Genomic DNA, 18,786 nt, shown 5'->3' on the forward strand with positions numbered 1-18,786 from the left:
ACCCGCGGTTTTCCCCGAAAAGTTGCGGGAAAATGCCTCGATTTGAGATCGGGCCGGGATGTGCTGTAAAGTCGTATCTCGGCCCGATGAGGCATCGGGGCGTATAGCTCAGGCGGTTAGAGCGCTTCGCTGATAACGAAGAGGTCCCAGGTTCAAGTCCTGGTACGCCCACGGAATCTGTACAGATTCAAGTGGAGGGTCGGTGGTAGTACTTACCACTGAACCGGAACGGGGTGCATGTGAAGAAGTTGTTGGTTTTTATAGCCACGATCGCAGGCGTCCTGCTCTACAAGAAAGTGCAGGAATCCGAGGCCCGGAAAACAGTCTGGAGCAGATCGACCGACACGGTTGATTAGCCCAGATCCCAGGCGCAGGAGCTGGAAAACAGCTCCACGAACTGGGGTATGATTGTCGGGTTGCTTCTTATGGGGGCATGGCGCAATTGGTAGCGCACCTGCTTTGCAAGCAGGGGGTTCGGGGTTCGAGTCCCCGTGCCTCCACCATAGGAAAGGCCCCGGTCCGCGGAAACGCGGACCGGGGCCTTTTGCGTTTCCGCTGACGTGCAGGTCGGCGCCGGGACCCTCGTTTCACTCCGGACGCATACGGTTAAGTGCAGCGTTTCCGCGCCCATTACTCTTAGACCGTGAACTTCTTCCTAGCCGCCCTGGGCGTCCTTGGCGTGGCTTCCTCCGGGCCGCTTATAGCAGCGACGCTGGGGGCCACGTCGGTCAGCGCACTGGCGATCGCCTTTTGGCGCAATGCCATCGGGTCGGTTGTGATGGCCGGCCCCGTCCTGGTCCGGGGCCCGCGTCAGTTCGGCAGGGTCACCGGCAGCGAGTTCCGTTGGTCACTGGCGGCTGCAGTTGCCCTGGCGCTGCACTTTGCGTGCTTTATTACCTCTTTGCAGTTGACCTCGGTCGCGGCAGCCACTGCCCTCGTCTGCCTGCAGTCCGGCTGGATAGCCATCTTCCAACTCTTCCGCGGCGTCCGGCACCGCTGGCCCGTCCTGGCCGGCCTGGGCCTCGCGTTTGTTGGGGTTATTGCCATCACGGGATTCGACATGGGAGCTTCCCAGGGTGCCCTGCTGGGCGACCTCCTGGCGGTGGTAGGCGGCGCCCTGGCGGGAATCTATACCATGGCCGGCGGCAAGGCGCGCCAGAGCCTGGGGACGGGCGTCTACACCACGCTGTGCTACGGGATGTGTGCGGCCGTCGTTGCGCTGCTGGCGCTGTTCTCGCAGCAACCGCTGGCCGGCTTCGAAACAACCGGCTGGCTCGGCATCCTGGCCATCACAGTCTGCGCACAGCTCATCGGCCACACCGCCTTCAATCACCTGCTGGCCACCATGAGTCCGCTGCTGGTCTCGATGATCATCCTGCTGGAGATTCCTGGAGCCGCGCTGCTGGCTGCGGCGTTTCTGTCCGAGACCCTGCCGGCCGGAACCTACGCAGGTTTGGCGTTGATCCTGGTGGGTCTTGGCGTGGTGGTCCTGGGCCAGCGTGGTTCCCGCTCGGTGCAGGGTGCCGGGGCTCCGCTGGCGGAACTGGGGACGGACTGACAACGGCGGGACAGCGGCCCCGCGTCGCAGCGCCGGGTGTTACTGGCCGCCGCGGCGGCCAGGCTGGGCGGTGTTGACAGTGTGGATGGCGCGGAGCAGCTTGGCAGGAAAGTAGACGGAGAAGAAAACGACCATGGGGGCCTTGAGCGCCATCTTCTTGACGTTGTGGGCCTTGTACGTGCGGTCGAAACGCGTCACGTAGTAACGGTAGTCGCGGGGCGAGTCTTCCAGCCGGCGCGCGGACATCCCCGAGACCATCTGTGGCCAGTATTGGATCCGGAGTTCATGGTCGGCCAGGTGCAGGGACAAATCGATGTCCTCGTGCATCTCGTCCTTCTCATCCCGGCACGTCTCGCTCCGGATTATTTCCCAGGCTGAGCGGCGGAGGGCCATATTTGACCCAAAGAGGAAGTGGTACTGATGCTTGGCCAGCCTGAGCATCAGTTGTCGCATTTTGTCGTCTGCTTTCAGGCCAAAACGACGCATCGGCATGTCGTAATAGACCACCGGTCCGGTCGCGGCGTGCACCGCCTTGTCCCGGAAAGCCTTCTGCACCTGTTCGACCCAGTCGGGTTCGAGGACCGAGTCGGCGTCGATCCGGCCCAGGATGTCTCCGGTGGCGCGGTCCAGGCCGAAGTTGCGGGTCGGGATCAGTCCCTGGTCCCGGTCCTGGCTGAGCAGGATGATGGGGCTCTCCGGGTACTCCAACTGCATTTGCCGGACGATTTCACCTGTACGGTCCGTTGACATGTTGTCGACCACAATGATCTCGTGTGCCGGAACGGACTGGTACACGGCAGCAATCAGGCACTGCCGGATCACACTTTCCTCGTTGTAGGCCGGAATCACGATCGAGACGTCGGGCGTCTGGACAGCATCGTCTAAGGCATCCTCAGAGGATTTTTCGGGTGACATTCCCCCCAATTTAGCACCACTGCGGTCTTTCCAGCCCGGTGCCGGGCAATGCCGGGCCACGAACTGGTAAACATCGTGCGAAAAGAAGGGAAGGACCCCGCCCGCGGCGGAGTCCTTCCCTCAACGACCGCCTGGTGACGGCCCTAGGCCTGCTTAGCTGCCGGCATTCTTGTCCGTGCCGTTGTTGCGGCTCGCAGCGATGTTTCGGACTGCGGTCTTCGCGTCCGTGGCGACCTTGGCTGAGGTGTCCTTGACGTCCTCGGCAGCGTCCGCGACGACCGTGGCGGCATGCTTGGCTTTGTCCGCGGCGTCACCGGTGGACTTGGCAGCATCTGATGTGGCGTCGGCGGCAGCGTCTGCAGCGTCAACCGTTGCTGCGCCAGCCTGGCCCGCGGCTTCCTTGGCGGAATTCTTGACGTCGTTGACCGTAGTGGCCGGCACGGGAGCGGGGGTGACCGGCGCAGGCGTCTGCCAGGGATCTTCGACCGGCCTGGAAGCCTTCCACGCGGCCACACCGGCCGCGGCAGCGGCCGCGATGACGCCGAAGATCAGCAGCCCGCGGTGCTTGGGTTTCTGCGGTTTGGCCACCTCGACGCCAACGGCGTGGCCGGCCTTCTTGGCAGCGACCTTGACGTGCGTCCCAGCAGTCTTGGCCTGCTCCTGGACGGAGTGGATGATCCCCGCGTCGCCGAGGCGCTGGGCAACTGCATCGACATGGGCCGGCGCGTTCTGGAGTGATCGGTGTACGGCGTCGGAGGCCTGGCCGAGCTGATCCGAGAGTTTCGGCAGATAGTCCGCGACAACCCGGTCGCGGGCGTTGGCGAGGACCGGAGTTGCCTTGTCCAGCGCCTCCTGCAGGCGGGGGGTTGCTCCCTCAACAGCGTCATTGATCCGCGGCGCGAGATTGGCAAGCCCGTCCTGCAGGCGCGGGGTCACCGTCGCAACGCCGTCGGCGAGATTGTGGGCCGCCGACTTGAGCCCCTCCTGGATCTTGGGGGAAGCTGAATCCAAGCCATGCTGCAGGCGCGGAACGGCCCAGCTGACTGCCGCTTCAACCCTTGGGGTCGCCCATTCCTTGGCATTCTCGACCCCGGTGCTGACTGAATGCTCCAGCTCACGGGCAATTCGATCCGTTTTCTTCACAACTACCTCCCGATTAAATGTGACGGTTCTGGAGTTAGCCTACGTGTCCGGGACCCCACCGGCTATTCTTCAGGCCGATTCCGGGCGGATTTCACCCAGCGCGGAACTGGCGCACCCGCCCCGCCCGCAGGGGTCGTTCGTGGAAGAATAGGGGCCATGACTGCCATCGCAACTGCAAAAGCAACTATCCACACGAGCCTGGGCGACGTCGTTGTTAATCTCTTCGGCAACCATGCTCCCAAAACCGTCGAAAACTTCGTCGGCCTGGCGACCGGCGAGAAGGCCTGGACGCACCCGGAATCGGGCGATGACAAGACGGGGACGCCCCTGTATGACGGCACTATCTTCCACCGCATCATCAAGGACTTTATGATCCAGGCGGGCGATCCCCTGGGCCGTGGTGTTGGCGGACCCGGCTATAAGTTCGATGATGAAATCCACCCGGAGCTGACGTTCAACGAGCCCTACAAACTGGCCATGGCGAACGCCGGCATCCAGATGGGCCGCGGTACCAACGGTTCGCAGTTCTTTATCACAACCATCCCCACCGGCTGGCTGCAGGGCAAACACAGCATCTTCGGCGAGGTGGCCGACGACGAGTCCAAGAAGGTTGTTGACGCCATTGAAGGTGTCCGCACCGGAATGGGCGACCGTCCGGTCGAGGACGTCACCATCAACAGCATTGATGTAGTGAAGCTCTAAGCCCGGCTTATGAGCTACGGAATTCCGGCGGCGGAGCCGTCCGCGCAGATCCCGGTGTGCCCCAGGCACCCGGAACGGGCCGCCTACGTGCGTTGCCAGCGTTGTGGGCGCCCCGCCTGCCCCGACTGCCAGCGGGCGGCCGCCGTCGGATTCCAATGTGTTGACTGTGTCAACGAAACAAAACGTACGACGCCGGATATCCGGACGGTCTATGGCGGCGCGGTGACCACAGGCAAACCTGTGGCCACGCTTACCCTCATCGGCCTCTGTGTCCTGGTCTATGTTCTCCAGTGGCTGGTGCCCAATGACGGCATCTACCAGAACTTCGCGTTCGCTACGGTTTATGCCACCCCGGAGTATGGGGTCTTCGAACCCTGGCGCATGGTGACGTCCGCCTTCCTCCATTCCCAGGGCTTTATCCTGCACATTGTGCTGAACATGTATATGCTCTGGGTGTTTGGTCAGGCGCTCGAGCCCCTGCTGGGTCGGATCCGCTTCCTTGCCGTCTATTTGTTGTCCGCCTTCGGCGGCTCGGTCGGCTACCTCGTGCTGACCCCCGGATACGTCCCGGGCCAACCGCTCAGCGGCGTCGTGGGCGCCTCGGGTGCCATTTTTGGACTTTTTGGCGCCATGCTTGTGGTCCAACGCCGCCGCGGCGGCGATACCAGGCAACTCTGGGTGCTTATCCTGATTAATGGTGTTATCGGTTTCCTGGTCCCGACGATTGCCTGGCAGGCCCACCTGGGCGGGGCGGTAACCGGTGCCCTGTGCGCAGCCGTTGTTGCCTACACCCCGCGCGGACCGCGCCAGGGACTCATGCAGGCAGGCGGCCTGGTCCTGGTCCTGGCCTTGCTTGTCGGCATCTCCGTTTTCAGGGTTGCCACCGCCTGAGGCCCGGCTGGCCGGTGATGCCTCCCCACCCTGCCTGCGGCGGACTCTGTTCCCAGGGATTCCACTCCCGGCTTCCCGCGGCCTTTTTTGGAGCGTAAACGCCGTTTTAGCCAACGCGCCCTGACGGGCGCGTTTTTTGTGTTGCCACTCCTTGTCTGGCTGGGCCCGGCAGGCCTGGCGACAGTATCCCGCAGTAGTTCTCCACAGGGGTTATCCACACTGTTGGTAACTTACACACGTGTAGTTCATCAGCCCACCATGGATCTGACGGCCACACCGGGGGATCTTGCGAAGCGGCGCCAAGCGATTTCCACAATTGTGGATAACCGCGGTGGGGAGGGCTGTGGTTAAGTGGACAACCCGGGTCCTGCTGGGGTTCGATCCGGTGCAGATGCCAAAGAAGTGACGATCGGTGCCCGGTACGGATGGCAAACTCCGGTCAGGTGGCCGTCTCGACGTTGATTTCAACAAGTTTTTGCACAGTGTTAATAACTTGTCGCTCCAAGTAAGGTAGCCAGGATCGGCCCCACAGTGCGTTGGAGCGCCTCTAGCGGGACCCGACGGGCCAACTTATCCCCAACTGTGGATAAGTTGTGGGTACTGGGTTGTTATTAAGTGGATAACTCGTGAGAAGGGGCACGGTTGAGCCCTTTTGCCGGTCATTTCCCGGCTAATAGTCCCACTGCGACGAAGAGCGTGCCGGACCGAATACTTATCCACAGGCAATCCACACTGTTAATAACTACCGGGACTGTCAGAGTGTGCGTATCCCTCGCCGGACGAGGCCCCTAAAGGCCAGCATCCGCGGGGAAGGCGGCGACGAGAGCCAAAGACTGCCAGAAGTTATCCACACTGTGGATAACTTAAACCATACTTGTTCACAGCCTGCTGTCCTTAGCGCGGCCAGATGCCCGAGCTTCCCCGACGGTGGCTGTCCATCAGATGCGTATCAACCATTCCGATGGCTTCCATCAAGGCGTACATGGTGGTGGGGCCGACAAAGGCGAAACCACGCTTGCGCAATGCTGTGGACAGGGCGATGGACTCCGTCGACGTTGTGGGGATGTCCGCATGCGTTCTCGGCAGGGGTGTAGAGGCGGGTTGGAAGGACCACACGAAGTCGACCAGCCCGCCGTCGGCCCGCAGGGCGATAGTGGCTTGGGCGTTGGTGACCGCTGCCCGGATCTTCAGCCGGTTGCGGACGATTCCGGCGTCCAGGAGGAGACGCTGAACATCCGCTTCGGTGAAGGCCGCTACCGTCTCGGGGCGGAAATTCCCGAAGGCGGCCCGGAACGCCGGACGCTTGCGGAGGATCGTGGCCCAGGACAGTCCGGCCTGGAACGCCTCCAGGCTGATGCGTTCGAACAGTCCCTGTTCGTCCCGCACCGGAAGTCCCCACTCCGTGTCGTAGTACTCGCGCAGCATCGGATCCACGGCCGCCCAGGGCGGCCTGGCGAGGCCGTCCTCCCCGAGGATCGGGCCGGCTACGTCCCGTACCATCCGGGTTTCCTCACTCGCACTATTCTCCGCTCCAGGCTGACGGGCCCGTGGGCTGCCGGGACAAATTGCGCAAAAGACCGGCACACGGGGTGTACCGGTCTTTCGGTCGTTGCGACGGGCTTAGGACCGCCAGCGGGTGGTCATTAGGAAGCCGGCGATGGCGATTCCGAAACCAGCCATAATGTTCCCTGATCCCCAGGCGGCCACGGGAAGTGTGCCTTCGCTGATGTAGAAAGTGATGATCCACAGGAGGCCGAGGATCATCAGGCCAAACATTACGGGCTTAAACCAGACCGGGTTGGGTTTGTTGGCCTGCGCGGCGGAAGTCTGTGGCGTTGCCTCGATTGTGCGCTTGCGGCGTTTTGACTCGGGCACGGGTCCTCCTGGGCGGCTGGAACAAAAGCGGGACCCCGGCTTGATATCCTGCAAGGAGGAATGCACCGGCGGTCAGCGCGCTTTTGGTCATGTTTGTGGTCGTATTCGGACCCAATTCTAGCTGTAGTTAACACCGCGGCGGTGTCCGCCGCGAACGTCCGGGAGGAGAAGCCACGTGCTGCAACTGCAGGACAGCGCCGCACGCCGTTTCACCCGCGGCCCCCGAACATTCCGCCGGACTGTCCTGGTCCTGGGCGAGTTGCTCGTCACCGCGGGTTTCATCGTCTTCCTGTTTGTCCTCTGGCAGCTGTGGGGGACCAACATGGCAGCGGATGCCCGGCAGCGTGAGATGGTCAGGGAGTTCAGCCGGAATCTGGCGGACCCGGCCGCGGCGGTAGCGGCGCCCGCCGTCGTCGACGGCCGGCCGACTGTCGCCGCGGAGCCTGCCACCGGTACCACTCTCGGCGTTGTCTACATTCCCCGGTTCGGCGCTGACTATGCCAGACCCCTGGTCCAGGGTACCTCTCCGGCAATTCTGGATGCCCTCGGAATCGGCCACTACGAAGGCACGGCCATGCCTGGCGCGGTGGGAAACGTCGCGGTCGCCGGCCACCGGCAGACCCATGGGGCCGTTCTGGATAACATCGATGAGCTGGTCCCCGGGGACCGGATCTACATTCAGACCAGGGACGGCTACTACGTGTACAGCTTCCGGAACAGCGAGGTCGTCCTCCCTGCCAGGACGGACGTCCTGCTGCCGGTGCCCGCACAACCCGACGCCGCAGCCACGGAACGCTACCTGACGATGACAAGTTGCAATCCCCGGTTCGGCTCCCAGGAACGGGTCATCGCCTACTCGGTGCTTGAGCGCTGGCAACCGGCATCGGCCGGTCCTCCACCGGCTGAGATCGCCGGCCAGGTCCAGCGTGCCGCCGGGGAGGACTGAGGAGTGTACGCCTGGATCTTCCGGCATTTGCCGGGCCCCCGCTGGCTCCGCATTACGACTGCGCTGGTGTTGGTCGCCGGCGTGCTGGTAATGATGGTTCAGTTCCTTTTTCCCTGGATGGCACAATTCACCCAGTTCACTGATTCAACGATTGGTTCAGCAAGGCACCCATGAGTACAACCAAGATTCTCGTCGTCGATAACTATGACAGCTTTGTTTACACCCTGGTGGGTTACCTCCAGGAACTCGGTGCGGAGACGACAGTGGTCCGCAACGACGATGTCACCTTGGCTGAGGCGATCGATCTCGCGGAGGCACGTGAGGGCGTCCTCATCTCGCCGGGACCCGGAAACCCTGCCGGTGCGGGAGTCTGCATCGAACTGATCAAGTGGTGCGGAAGCCACAACAAAGCCATGCTTGGGGTCTGCTTGGGCCACCAGGCACTGGCCGAGGCCTACGGGGGAACTGTCACCCACGCCCCGGAACTTATGCACGGCAAAACGTCCCTCGTGGAACACCACGGCGGCGGAGTGTTCGAGGGTCTGCCGTCGCCTTTCACGGCGACCCGATACCACTCCCTCGCCGCCGTCCGGGAGAGCATACCCGAGGTCCTGGAGATCACGGCGGAAACGGGGACGGGCGTTGTTATGGGGCTGCAACACCGCACCGCGCCCCTGTGTGGAGTGCAATTCCACCCCGAGTCCGTGCTCACCGAAGGCGGCTACCGAATGCTCGGGAACTGGCTTGAATCCCTTGGGATGGCCGGCGCCGCCCAGCGGGCTTCGGCGCTAAGCCCGCTGATCAAACACTAGGCGGAAAACCCGCGCAGGGACGCCCCGCTTTCCTTGGTGCTCTTGGTTGCCTTGGGGGTAGGCGTGGGAGTGGGGCTTGGCGACGGCGCGGGCGGGGGCGCGGGAGCCTTGGCGACGGTAACGGTGACCGTTTTCCCCTGTTCCACGAGGGCGTCCGCCGGGTCGGCCTGTGCAGTGATCTTTCCCGGTTCAACCTGGGAGTTTTCGACTTCCGTGGCGCTCATGGCCAGGCCGAGCGCCTTGAGCGCCGCCTCCGCCTCGGCCCGGGGAAGTCCGACCAGTTGGGGAACCACAACCTTGCCGGTGGAGACGATAATTTCCACAGTGCTGCCGGCGGCCACATTCTGTCCGGGCGCAGGATTTGTGGTGATCACGAGCCCTGACGGCACGGTGGGACTGTTGGCCATGGTGGTGCCGGGGGCACCGGCGAGTCCTTTCTGGCGCAGCACGTCGCGGGCGGCGGCCTCCGTGCGTCCGGGCAGGTCAGCGGGGATGGTGATAACGCTGGGGCCTTCGGAGATGTTGAGGGTGATATCTGAGTTCGGATCCAGGGGGCTGCCGACAGCCGGAACGGTGCCGATGGCAATTCCCTTGGTGACGGTCTCGTTCTGCATGTGTTCCAGCTGGGGTTTCAGCCCGGCGTTGTACAGCTTCTGGAGGGCCTCAGTTTCGGTCAGCGAGGTAACCGACGGCACCAGGACCTTGGCGACGGGCGGCGGAGCCTGGTTCATCAGGTTGTACAGCCACAGGCCACCTCCCGCGAGTACCAGGACGGTGACGATCACCAAAGCCGTGATCCACGTCCGGCGGCGCGACTTCTGGTGCCGGGTGTGCTCCCGCTCGGGGGGAAGGACCAGCGGCAAACTGCCGGTGTCCGCGGCGCCATAGCTAACACCGGGTGCCATCGGAGCGCCGTCATCATATGCGGGCGATTCCAGGGCGGGCCGGAGCCTGCCGGTATGGGAGTCGTCCAGGAACCTCGCTCCGGTCACCGAGAAGGCAGCCGTCGGAGCGTTGTCCGGCGTCGGAATGGTGTCATTGGGATTGGTGGGCGCTTCGCTTGCCGGCGGTGCGGTGACCCCAACTCCGCTCCGGGCAGCCCGGAGGGCACGGCGGAAGGCTGCGGCATCCTGGAAGCGGTCCGCCCGGTTCTTTTGCAGTGCCTTCATCAGTACGCTGTCCAGTGCCTCGGAGACATCAGGATTCAGGCTGCTGGCCAGTTCCGGAATCTCCCGCACATGCTGGTAGGCAACAGAAACGGGGCTGTCGCCGATGAAAGGGGGCCGGCCGGCGAGCATCTCATAGAGCAGGCAGCCGGCAGAGTAGAGATCGCTGCGGGCATCAACGGTCTCGCCGCGTGCCTGTTCCGGGGAAAGGTACTGTGCGGTCCCCACGACGGCCTGTGTTTGCGTCATGGTCGCTGCCGAGTCCGCCATGGCGCGGGCAATCCCGAAATCCATCACTTTGACGCTGTTGGACTCCGGGCAGTACATCACATTGGCCGGTTTGATGTCGCGGTGCACAATTCCGGCCTTGTGGCTGTAGTCCAGGGCGGCGAGCACCCCCAGGGTGAAGTCAATCGCCTGGTCGATTCCGACGTCCTTGGACCGGATGAGGTCCCGGATCGTTTTTCCGGAAACGAACTCCATCACGATGTACGGCACCCGGACAGTGTCCTCGTGGTCGCCGGGGACGGAGTGGTCCCCGGTGTCGTAGATGGCCACGATTGAGGGATGGTTTAACGCGGCCACCGCCTGCGCTTCGCGTTTGAACCTGGCCTGGAACTGAGGGTCCCGGGCAAGGTCGGGGCGAAGCAGTTTGACCGCGACGGTGCGTCCCAATCGGGTGTCCACGCCGCGGAAAACGTCGGCCATGCCGCCGCGGCCGATCAGTTCACCCAGCTCATAGCGCCCGCTGAGGACGCGCTGCGTGTTGACGGGGCCGCGGTCCTCCCGGTGCGATGGGGTGCGGGGTGAAGTGGACATGATGGCCTACGTTCCCGTCGGACTTGGGGTAGCTGCCGCGGGCGCTGCTTTGGCCAGGTGGTAGGTCACAAGTGAGCCGGCGGGGACGCTGGCGCCGGAGGCGGGCTCGGAGCTGACGAAAGTGCCGGGAGCCTGCGTCTTGGTGGCCGGAGCGAGGTCAGCCCCCTTGGCCCAACGCAGGCCCGCACTTTCGATGGCCTGCTGCACGGCGGCTTCGCTGGCACCGGGCTGCAGCGTCGGGACCGTGGCGGGCGCCGGGCCCTTGGAGTAGCTCACTGTTATGGTTGTGCCCGATTGGACCCGTCCGGCCGGGTCTATTTGGACCACCGTTCCGGGGGTGGAATCGTCAAATACCTCGGCTCCGGTCACCACAAGGCCCAGTCCGATGAGTTCGCTGCGGACCTGGTTAAAGGGGCGGCCGAGATAGCTTTCCGGAATGAGGTTGATCCCGGCCGGAGTCGACTTTGTAGGCGTCGCGGGGCTGCTGGTGGGGCTCGCGCTTGAGGATGTGGGTGACGCGCTGGAGCTGCTCGGCTGCGCGCTGCTGCTGGTGGTGACCGCCGCGCTGCTGCTCGCCGGCGTCTTCGGGAACAGGATCCCGGCCTGGGTCAATACCACGCCCACCAAGGCGAACAGCACGAGCAGGATCAGCGCCACCAGCGGCCAGGTCCAGGGGCTGCGTCCGCGGTGCCCCGGTTCATCGACGGGATCGTCGTAGTCGTCGTCCTCCTGGTCCCAGGTGCGTTCCGCGGCGAGAGCATCGGCGCGTGAGAGTGTGCTTCGGGCCCCGGCGGCGTCGGATCCGGCAGCAAACCCAGCTGCGGCACCGGCTGCGGCGGCGCCGACTACCGGCAGTGCCGAGGTGGCCGACGTCGTTCGGTCAGCCGCGCCGATGACACCCGTAGCTGCTGTGGGGACGTCTACCGGGGCGGTGATCGGGCCGGTCGCCGCCTCGAAGAGGAGCATGCCGGGAACCGCGGCGTGAGCTGCGGAAATGTCGCCGTTGCGGATGGCTTCGGCAGCCTCCGACAGCTTGAGCGCGTCGGCGGGACGGTTCTTGGGGTCCTTGGCCAGCATCGACATCAGCAGCGCGCGGACCGGCTTCGGCAAGGTCTCCGGAAGCGGCGGCGGCGCATCATTGACCTGGGCCAGTGCGATGGCGATCTGTGATTCGCCGGAGAACGGGCGGCGGCCGGTGAGGCACTCGTAGCCGATCACGCCGAGGGCATAGATGTCCGAGGCTCCGGTCGCGAGTTGGCCGGTAGCCTGCTCGGGGGCCAGATACTGGGCCGTTCCCATCACCTGTCCGGTCTGGGTGAGCGGGACCTGGTCTGCCAGCCGAGCGATGCCAAAGTCCGTGACCTTTACGCGCCCGTCCGGGGTGATGAGCAGGTTGCCCGGCTTGATATCGCGGTGCACCAGGCCCTGGGTGTGCGCCATCGAGAGGGCGCGGGCCGTCTGGGCAATCATGGAAAGGGTGCGGTCCGGGGAAAGCACCTGTTCGTGTTCAATGATGCTGCTCAGCGGTTGGCCCGGAACGAGCTCCATCACGAGGTAGGCGGAGCCTTCTTCCTCGCCGTAGTCAAAGACGTTGGCGATGCCCACGTGGTTCAGCAGCGCCGTGTGCCGGGCCTCGGCCCGGAAGCGCTGGAGGAAACCGGGGTCCCCGGTGTACTCCTCCTTGAGCACCTTGATAGCGACGATGCGGCCAAGGATCAGATCTTTGGCTTTCCAGACTTCTCCCATGCCGCCGATCGCAATACGCGTCGTCAGCTGAAATCTGCCGCCGAGGGTGATTCCTGATGAAGGCCTCACTTATTCAACACCGCCTCAAAGATCTTCTTCGCATTCGGACTGGTTAGCTGTGCGCCGGTGGTGATGTCTACGCCTTCCATCACGATAGTGACAGCCACCTGCGGGTCATTCGCCGGGGCAAACCCGGTAAACCATGAATTGTTCAGGCCGTTGCCAAGCTCAGCGGTACCGGTCTTGCCGGCCACCTGGACTCCGGGCACGGCGGCCGCGCGGGCAATGCCGTCGCTGACGACACTGACCATCCACTCATTGATCTGCCGGGCAATCTCCGATGAGGTGGAGGTGCGCAGCACCTGGGGTTTCGGCTCGCTCAATGGCCGCAGGTCCGGGGAACGCAAGGCCTTGATGAGGTTTGGTTGCATCTGTACCCCGCCGTTCGCGATCGCCGCTGTCATCTGGTTGATCTGAAGCGGAGTCGCCCGGACGTCCCGCTGGCCAATCGACGACTGCGCGAGGCTGGCGTCATCCAGTTTTTCCACGGGGAAGAAGCTGGGGGCGGAGTCCAGCTTCAGCTGGTCGCCAAATTCCTGCCCGAAACCGAATTTTTCGGCCTGGTCGACAATGGCTTGCTGGCCCAGGTCCAGGGCGATCTTGGCGAACGGGGTGTTGCAGGACTGCTGCAGTGCGAAGGCAAACGTGGCCGTGTCGCGGGAGTAGCAGTTGCCGCCGGCGTAGTTGGGCAACTTGTACTGGATGCCGGGAAAGGACATCTCAGCCGGATTCGGCAGAATGCTGTCCTTATTGTATTTTCCCGAGTTCAGGGCAGCCGCCGTGTCAACGATTTTGAACACCGAGCCCGGTGCCAGCAAGGCCCCGGTGGGACCGCTGACGTTCTGGTTCAAGTTGATCCCGGGGACCTTGTTCAGCTCGGCCAAATTGGCTGCCTCGGCTGCCGGATCCTGGGTGGCGATCAGGTTCGGGTCGTAGGAGGGTTTGGAAACCATCGCTATGATCGCGCCGGTTTTCGGATTGGTCACCACAATCGAGCCGCGCTGTCCGTCCGGAATGAGGTCGTAGGCGAGCTTTTGGATGGCGGGATCCAGTGTGAGCTCAACGGAGGCGCCCTTGGGCTGGTTGCCCAGGAACAGTTGGCCGACACGGTCCAGGAACTGCTGGTCCGAGCTTCCAGCAAGCTCTTTGTTCATCGTTTTTTCCAACCCGGTCACGCCGAAGCTCCTGGAGAAGTAACCGGTGATGCCGGCATACTGCGGCGGTTGGGTGTAGGTGCGCTGGAATTTGCAGCTCCCCGCCGTCTCGACTGACTCCGCCACCGGGGTGCCGCCCACGATGATGGCGCCGCGGTCGTTGCAGTAATTCTGGAGCAGGGTGCGTTTGTTCCACGCATTGGCCTGCAATTCGTCCGCGCCGACGACCTGGACGTAGCTGAGGGCGCCGAAGATCAGGACGAACATCGCGATCGCCGCGATCCAGGAGCTGCGGATGGCTTGGTTCACAGCTTCACCGCCGCGGTCGGTGTGTCCGGGCTGGTCCGTCCGGTACCGGGCGCGGCGGCCGGCTTCGAAGGCATGGCAGGGGTGACTTTCTGTTGGTCGGGTTGTTCGCCGGGGGCCAGCGGGGTCGTATCGACCGGGCCGCGTGCCGTGTGCGAGATCATCAGCAACAGTCCAACGATGATCCAGTTGGCCAGCAGGGAAGAGCCGCCGGCGGCCAGGAAGGGCGTGGTGAGGCCGGTGAGGGGAATGAGCCGTGTGACGCCGCCAATGACGACGAAGCACTGCAGTGCAATCGCGAAGGACAGTCCGGTGGCCAGCAGCTTCCCGAACGCGTCCCTCGTCCCCAGCGCAGCGCGGAAGCCGCGGGTGAAGAGCAACAGGTACATCAGCACGATCGCGAACAGGCCGATGAGTCCCAGTTCCTCACCGAAGGACGCGATAATCATGTCGCTGTTGGCGAATGGGACAAGATTGGGGCGTCCCTGGCCGAGGCCGGTGCCCACCAGGCCGCCGTTGGCCATACCGAACAAGCCCTCAACGATTTGCAGGCTGCCGCCAAACTCGCGGCCGTAGACCTCGTCTGTGAAGGCGTTGACCCAGCCGTCGATCCGCAGGGCCACGTGCGAGAAGACCCGGGACGCCACAAACCCGCCGGCAGTGAGCAGCCCGATCCCGATGATCACCCAGCTGATACGGCTCGTGGCGACATAGATCATCACGAGGAAAAGCCCGAAGAACAGGACTGAGGATCCCAGGTCCCGCTGAAAGATCAGCACGCCGATGCTCACGAGCCAGGCCGCCAGCATGGGGCCCATGTCCTTGAATCTGGGGAATTGGATGGGGCCGACTTTCCGGCCGGCCAACAGGATGAGATCCCGGTTGGAGGAAAGGTACCCTGCAAAGAATATTGCCAGCGTGATCTTCGCTATTTCACCGGGCTGGAAGGTCATCGAGCCAAATCTGATCCACACCCGGGCGCCCAGGATTTCACCGGCCGAGACTCCGGGAAGAAGCGGAAGGACCAACAGGAGCGCGCTGACGGCAAGCGAGATGTAGGTGAAACGGCGAAGGACCCGATGGTCCTTGAGGAACCAAATGACGGCGATCGAAACTGCCATGGCCACCAGCGTCCAGCGCAGCTGGTTGTTTCCAGTGTCTTCCCCGACCCTGTCGAGTCGGTGGATCATGGCGAGACCGAGTCCATTCAGGGCGATCACCAGCGGAAGAATAACCGGATCGGCATATTTCGCGCGGAGGCGCAGCACGATGTGGAATACGAAGGCAGCGGCCGCAAACAGGCTGGACTGGAACCAGAACTCCGTGTCAAATGCCTTCTGCTGGTCTGCGCCGACCAGTACGTTGGCGCCGATGCCGACGGCGAGGGCCAGGACAAGCAGGACCAGTTCAACATTCCGCCGGGGCTTTGGCGTGGACTCTATCGGTGTCATTTGGCACCCTCACAGCTCGGAGCGGTCGACGACGGTGCTGGCGTGGCGCTGCCGGCCCCGCCCGGACTCGCGGTATTTCCCGGAGCCGATGATGCATCTGGGCTAGCCGGCGCCGGAGATGGCGTGATGCACTCGTCTGCGGGGGCTGTGGTTCCGGTGCGCTCCAGGTTTTTGACGATCCGCTGGGCATCGTAGAGATCCCTGGCAGGCACAGTCTGTCGCACCCGCTGCTGGGAGAATTCCGGCAGATCCGACATCCTGACCTCGGTCACCGTTTCGAGCCTGGATAACTGGATGGGTCCCAGGCGTTGGGAGACCCCGTTGAAGATGGCTACATGCTGGTCCTGCTCGCCGATGTAGTACCGGGTCTGGGTCCAGGCGTAGCCCAGCCACAGACCGACGGCGAGCACTGCCAGGATGGCGGCGGCGATTGCGATCGTCACCCAGCGGCGCGGCCCTCCGTCCGGGCTGAACTCGTCGGCTTCTTCTTTGGCCTGTTCCGACTTGTGGGTCAGGACGGTCGCGGCCCGGCGCGCCATGGTGCGCCCGGCGATGGTGGGAATGGAGCCGGATTCGGCGGCGGTGGCTGCTGCCCCCACAAGCTCGTGCGGCCGGCCGGAGAGTTCCTCGCGGAGGACCTCCGCGGAAAGGTGCTCACCCAAGTGCGGATCGGTGGAGTTTTCCGGCTCTTCCTGCGGCCTGACCCTCTCTGCTGGGCTCGGTGCCCCGTCGGGGTCCTTCGGGGTACCCGTTGACGAGGCCGCGGATTTGGCCGCTGCGCCGACGGTGCTCCCGGTGGCCTGCCCGGCCCTTTCGGACCCGCCGGAGGCCACGATCGGGCTCGCTGGAGCCGGAACAACATCGACGGCGGCCGTCCGTACGTCGTCGGCGGTCTGTTCGACGATCTCCAGCATCACGACCGTCACATTGTCCGGGGCGCCTGCTTCGAGCGTGAGATCGACCAACAGTTCGGCGCATTCACGCAGATCCCGGGTCTCCCGGACCGTGCGTTCCACGACGTGGCCGGCCACGTAATTCAATCCGTCTGAGCAGAGCAGCCAGCGTTCGCCCGGCTCCACTTCGAGGGTGTCCAGGTCCAGCTCCGGGCTCGCGTCGACGTCACCGAGGACGCGCATCAGGACATTTTTATGCGGATGGGTTTCGGCCTCTTCGGGCCGGAGCCGACCTTCGTCGATGAGGCGCTGGACGAAGGTGTGGTCCACACTTACCTGCTCGTACTCACCGTTTCGAAGCCGGTAGGCGCGTGAGTCGCCAATGTGGGCGAAGTGGAGTTTGCCTTCAGCCAGCAGGAGGGCAGTGACGGTGGTGCCCATACCGGCCAATTTGGGATCAATGTGAACGAGTTCGGAGAGCAGCGAGTTGGCAGTCTGGATCTCGTCCGCCAGTATGGTGCCCGCGTCGCCGTGGTAGTCGTCGCTATCCAGATGGATCATGTCCAGGACCGTTGCGGCCGAGGCGACATCACCTCCGGCGTGTCCGCCCATACCGTCGGCAACGACGGCGAGGTGGCGGCCAACGTAGGCGGAGTCGTCGTTTTTTCCGCGGACCCTGCCGACGTCGGAACGCGCGGCATAGCGCATGATCAGTGGCCGCTTTGAGGCGGGTGCCTTGCCTGCGGGAAGTTCGGTGGCAGCCATGGCTATGGCCTCAATTCAATGACCGTCTTGCCGATTCTCACGGGGACACCCAACTCGACGGGCAGTGCCCGGGTGAGCTGCTGATCGGCCAGATAGGTACCGTTTGTCGAGCCAAGGTCTTCAATGAACCAGCGGCTGCCCTGCGGGAACAAGCGCGCGTGGCGTCCCGAGGCATAGTCATCCTCCAACACAAGGGTGGCTTCCTGGGCCCGGCCCAGCAGGATGGGGCTTGCCGCCAACTGGATCGTTGTGCCCTTGAGCGGACCCTCCGTGACGATCAGTTGGCGGGGCTGCTGTTTGGCGGGGGTGGCTGGCTCGGCGAGGGCCGGGTTTTTCCGCACCTGCCGCGCCGTCGGGGCGCCGGCCGCTGCCTTGCGGCCGATCATAAGATCGCGACGCATGGCGGCAACGATGCTGAAGATCAGCACCCAGAGGAGCAGGAGGAAACCGAAGCGCAGGGCGGTGATCGTCAGTTCGCTCACCGGCGGCCACCTGGGTTGGCGGGCAAAAGGCGGAAGATGATTTTGGTCCGTCCCATAGTGATTGTGGTGCCGTCGGTGAGTTCCGAGGACCCCACGACCTTGTGGCCGTTGACGTAGCTGCCGTTGGTGGAGCCCAGATCGACTGCCTGGGCGGTCCCCGGCCCCGTCCGGATTTCCAAGTGGCGGCGGGAAACGCCGGTGTCGTCGATGAGGATGTCCGCTTCGGAAGAACGTCCCAAAACGATCGACGGGGCGTTCAGCGAGTACCGCTGCCCGTCGATGTCCAGGACCGGCTGCATCCGAGAGGGCTGGCGCGTCGGTGCGGCCGGCATGCCGCCGTGCCCCGCCGGCTGCGGGGCAGAGGGGGACTTTTCGGTCCGCGACGTGATTTCGAAGGCTCCGGCGCGGCGTTCCTCATCACGGCGGAAACTGATCCGGACAGGGCCCTTGAGGGTGTACCCCTGGCTGCGCACGTGGTTGATCACAACATCGCACAGTTCTTCGGCAAGGGGAGTGCCCCATTCCTGCGCCCGCTCGAAGTCGGAGTCGCTGAGGAGTACGTCAAAGACGTTGGGAGCAAGGGTCCGCCCGGCGGCGATGGTGATGGCCTTGTTGTCCACCTGGCGGCGGAGGTGGCTGGCAATCTCGACCGGCTCAACCTGGGCGCGGGAACCGGTGGAGAAGACCCCGCGGACGGCCTTTTCGATGCCGCGCTCGACTTTGTCCAGCAATCCCATGGTCCTTCTCCTTTCGTGACGACTGCAGGGCAGTATTCTGTCCGGAACTCGGTTTCCCGCATCGGCGGGAGCCCGCTGGTAACGGGCACTCCTAATCAGATACTACTGGGCGAGTCTGGAAATGGCCTTAATGCGGGCCACCGCTGCGTGCCAGGGAAAATACCTCGGAGCCCTTCTGACGTGCGCTGACACCTGCTTGATCCGACCGGCACGAAGATCTCCATTTCTCCGCGGAGGCCGCATCCCGAGTGCCGTCCGGAGCCGGATTCCGGGTGCGGCGGGTGACTGAAGTCTTCCCTAGCAGGCCCCTTCGGCTCCTCCGGGGTCCCCCTCCGGGGGTCGATTGGCCTTTTCCCGCTCTTGTC

Annotated in this window: 17 protein-coding genes and 2 tRNA genes; 8 read left to right on the forward strand and 11 right to left on the reverse strand. The window is 64.0% G+C overall.

Annotation, left to right across the window (positions count from 1 at the left end; genetic code table 11):
* The first annotated feature begins 97 nt into the window (after positions 1–97).
* The 4 genes from QK287_RS10940 (at position 98) to QK287_RS10955 (ending at position 1,558) form a co-directional block, all read left to right on the forward strand.
* A tRNA-Ile gene (locus QK287_RS10940) sits at positions 98–171 on the forward strand.
* A 68-nt stretch (positions 172–239) separates the two neighbouring features.
* Complete coding sequence (locus QK287_RS10945) at positions 240–356, forward strand: DLW-39 family protein (RefSeq protein WP_226775554.1); 117 nt, start codon at positions 240–242, stop codon at positions 354–356.
* Positions 357–427: 71 nt separating this feature from the next.
* Positions 428–503, forward strand: a tRNA-Ala gene (locus QK287_RS10950).
* A 140-nt stretch (positions 504–643) separates the two neighbouring features.
* Entirely contained in the window at positions 644–1,558 is a 915-nt protein-coding gene (locus QK287_RS10955) for a DMT family transporter (protein WP_226775553.1), read from the forward strand.
* Positions 1,559–1,597: 39 nt separating this feature from the next.
* Here QK287_RS10955 and QK287_RS10960 read toward each other — a convergent pair whose 3' ends face one another.
* Positions 1,598–2,473 carry a glycosyltransferase family 2 protein gene (locus tag QK287_RS10960; RefSeq protein ID WP_226775552.1) on the reverse strand — a complete coding sequence of 292 codons (876 nt, stop codon included), beginning with the start codon at positions 2,471–2,473 and terminating at the stop codon, positions 1,598–1,600.
* A 153-nt stretch (positions 2,474–2,626) separates the two neighbouring features.
* Positions 2,627–3,616, reverse strand: coding sequence for a hypothetical protein (locus QK287_RS10965; RefSeq protein ID WP_282360055.1), 990 nt, complete (start codon positions 3,614–3,616; stop codon positions 2,627–2,629).
* 156 nt (positions 3,617–3,772) lie between these two features.
* Between QK287_RS10965 and QK287_RS10970 the strand changes: the two genes are divergently transcribed.
* Positions 3,773–4,318, forward strand: a complete 546-nt coding sequence (locus QK287_RS10970; RefSeq protein ID WP_226775550.1) for a peptidylprolyl isomerase — start codon at positions 3,773–3,775, stop codon at positions 4,316–4,318.
* A gap of 9 nt (positions 4,319–4,327) precedes the next feature.
* Positions 4,328–5,209 carry a rhomboid family intramembrane serine protease gene (locus QK287_RS10975; RefSeq protein WP_282360056.1) on the forward strand — a complete coding sequence of 294 codons (882 nt, stop codon included), beginning with the start codon at positions 4,328–4,330 and terminating at the stop codon, positions 5,207–5,209.
* A gap of 894 nt (positions 5,210–6,103) precedes the next feature.
* Here the strand turns inward: QK287_RS10975 and QK287_RS10980 are convergent.
* Both QK287_RS10980 and QK287_RS10985 read right to left on the reverse strand, forming a co-directional pair.
* Positions 6,104–6,709 (reverse strand): DNA-3-methyladenine glycosylase I, encoded by a 606-nt coding sequence (locus tag QK287_RS10980; protein ID WP_226775548.1) that lies wholly within the window; start codon positions 6,707–6,709, stop codon positions 6,104–6,106.
* Between the two features lie 120 nt (positions 6,710–6,829).
* Positions 6,830–7,084 (reverse strand): cell division protein CrgA, encoded by a 255-nt coding sequence (locus tag QK287_RS10985; RefSeq protein WP_226775547.1) that lies wholly within the window; start codon positions 7,082–7,084, stop codon positions 6,830–6,832.
* A gap of 184 nt (positions 7,085–7,268) precedes the next feature.
* On the opposite strand from QK287_RS10985, the gene QK287_RS10990 reads away from it, so the two are divergent.
* Together QK287_RS10990 and QK287_RS10995 are read left to right on the forward strand one after the other, a co-directional pair.
* Positions 7,269–8,030: a class E sortase gene (locus QK287_RS10990; RefSeq protein WP_226775670.1), complete on the forward strand. Its 762-nt coding sequence runs from the start codon at positions 7,269–7,271 to the stop codon at positions 8,028–8,030.
* A 170-nt stretch (positions 8,031–8,200) separates the two neighbouring features.
* Complete coding sequence (locus tag QK287_RS10995; RefSeq protein ID WP_226775546.1) at positions 8,201–8,842, forward strand: gamma-glutamyl-gamma-aminobutyrate hydrolase family protein; 642 nt, start codon at positions 8,201–8,203, stop codon at positions 8,840–8,842.
* Here the strand turns inward: QK287_RS10995 and pknB are convergent.
* The 7 genes from pknB to QK287_RS11030 are packed head-to-tail and all read right to left on the reverse strand — an operon-like array spanning position 8,839 to position 18,421.
* The gene (pknB, locus tag QK287_RS11000) at positions 8,839–10,827 is read right to left on the reverse strand and encodes a Stk1 family PASTA domain-containing Ser/Thr kinase (protein WP_226775545.1); all 1,989 of its coding nucleotides are present in this window, start codon (positions 10,825–10,827) and stop codon (positions 8,839–8,841) included. The two genes, QK287_RS10995 and pknB, sit on opposite strands and share 4 nt — an antisense overlap.
* Positions 10,828–10,833: 6 nt before the next feature.
* On the reverse strand, positions 10,834–12,642 hold the full coding sequence (locus QK287_RS11005; protein WP_226775544.1) for a protein kinase: 1,809 nt from the start codon (positions 12,640–12,642) through the stop codon (positions 10,834–10,836).
* On the reverse strand, positions 12,639–14,096 hold the full coding sequence (locus QK287_RS11010) for a penicillin-binding protein 2 (RefSeq protein ID WP_226775543.1): 1,458 nt from the start codon (positions 14,094–14,096) through the stop codon (positions 12,639–12,641). Before QK287_RS11010 ends, QK287_RS11005 begins: the two co-directional genes overlap by 4 nt.
* A complete protein-coding gene (locus tag QK287_RS11015) occupies positions 14,093–15,544 on the reverse strand; it encodes an FtsW/RodA/SpoVE family cell cycle protein (RefSeq protein ID WP_282360057.1) in 1,452 nt (483 codons plus the stop codon). Before QK287_RS11015 ends, QK287_RS11010 begins: the two co-directional genes overlap by 4 nt.
* Positions 15,541–17,202 carry a PP2C family serine/threonine-protein phosphatase gene (locus QK287_RS11020; protein WP_282360058.1) on the reverse strand — a complete coding sequence of 554 codons (1,662 nt, stop codon included), beginning with the start codon at positions 17,200–17,202 and terminating at the stop codon, positions 15,541–15,543. The genes QK287_RS11015 and QK287_RS11020 overlap by 4 nt, the downstream gene beginning before the upstream one ends.
* Positions 17,203–17,204: 2 nt before the next feature.
* Positions 17,205–17,684 carry an FHA domain-containing protein gene (locus QK287_RS11025; protein ID WP_282360059.1) on the reverse strand — a complete coding sequence of 160 codons (480 nt, stop codon included), beginning with the start codon at positions 17,682–17,684 and terminating at the stop codon, positions 17,205–17,207.
* On the reverse strand, positions 17,681–18,421 hold the full coding sequence (locus tag QK287_RS11030; protein WP_282360060.1) for a DUF3662 and FHA domain-containing protein: 741 nt from the start codon (positions 18,419–18,421) through the stop codon (positions 17,681–17,683). Before QK287_RS11030 ends, QK287_RS11025 begins: the two co-directional genes overlap by 4 nt.
* Positions 18,422–18,786: the final 365 nt, after the last annotated feature.

The organism is Arthrobacter sp. AL05, from assembly GCF_029960715.1.
Taxonomy (GTDB): domain Bacteria; phylum Actinomycetota; class Actinomycetes; order Actinomycetales; family Micrococcaceae; genus Arthrobacter.

Excerpts from the sequence above, each read along its gene's own strand:
- QK287_RS10960 (WP_226775552.1), bottom strand. The coding sequence starts at position 2,473 with ATGTCACCCGAAAAATCCTCTGAGGATGCCTTAGACGATGCTGTCCAG.
- QK287_RS10970 (WP_226775550.1), top strand. The coding sequence starts at position 3,773 with ATGACTGCCATCGCAACTGCAAAAGCAACTATCCACACGAGCCTGGGC.
- QK287_RS10975 (WP_282360056.1), top strand. The coding sequence starts at position 4,328 with ATGAGCTACGGAATTCCGGCGGCGGAGCCGTCCGCGCAGATCCCGGTG.
- QK287_RS10980 (WP_226775548.1), bottom strand. The coding sequence starts at position 6,709 with ATGGTACGGGACGTAGCCGGCCCGATCCTCGGGGAGGACGGCCTCGCC.
- QK287_RS10995 (WP_226775546.1), top strand. The coding sequence starts at position 8,201 with ATGAGTACAACCAAGATTCTCGTCGTCGATAACTATGACAGCTTTGTT.
- pknB (WP_226775545.1), bottom strand. The coding sequence starts at position 10,827 with ATGTCCACTTCACCCCGCACCCCATCGCACCGGGAGGACCGCGGCCCC.
- QK287_RS11015 (WP_282360057.1), bottom strand. The coding sequence starts at position 15,544 with ATGACACCGATAGAGTCCACGCCAAAGCCCCGGCGGAATGTTGAACTG.
- QK287_RS11020 (WP_282360058.1), bottom strand. The coding sequence starts at position 17,202 with ATGGCTGCCACCGAACTTCCCGCAGGCAAGGCACCCGCCTCAAAGCGG.
- QK287_RS11030 (WP_282360060.1), bottom strand. The coding sequence starts at position 18,421 with ATGGGATTGCTGGACAAAGTCGAGCGCGGCATCGAAAAGGCCGTCCGC.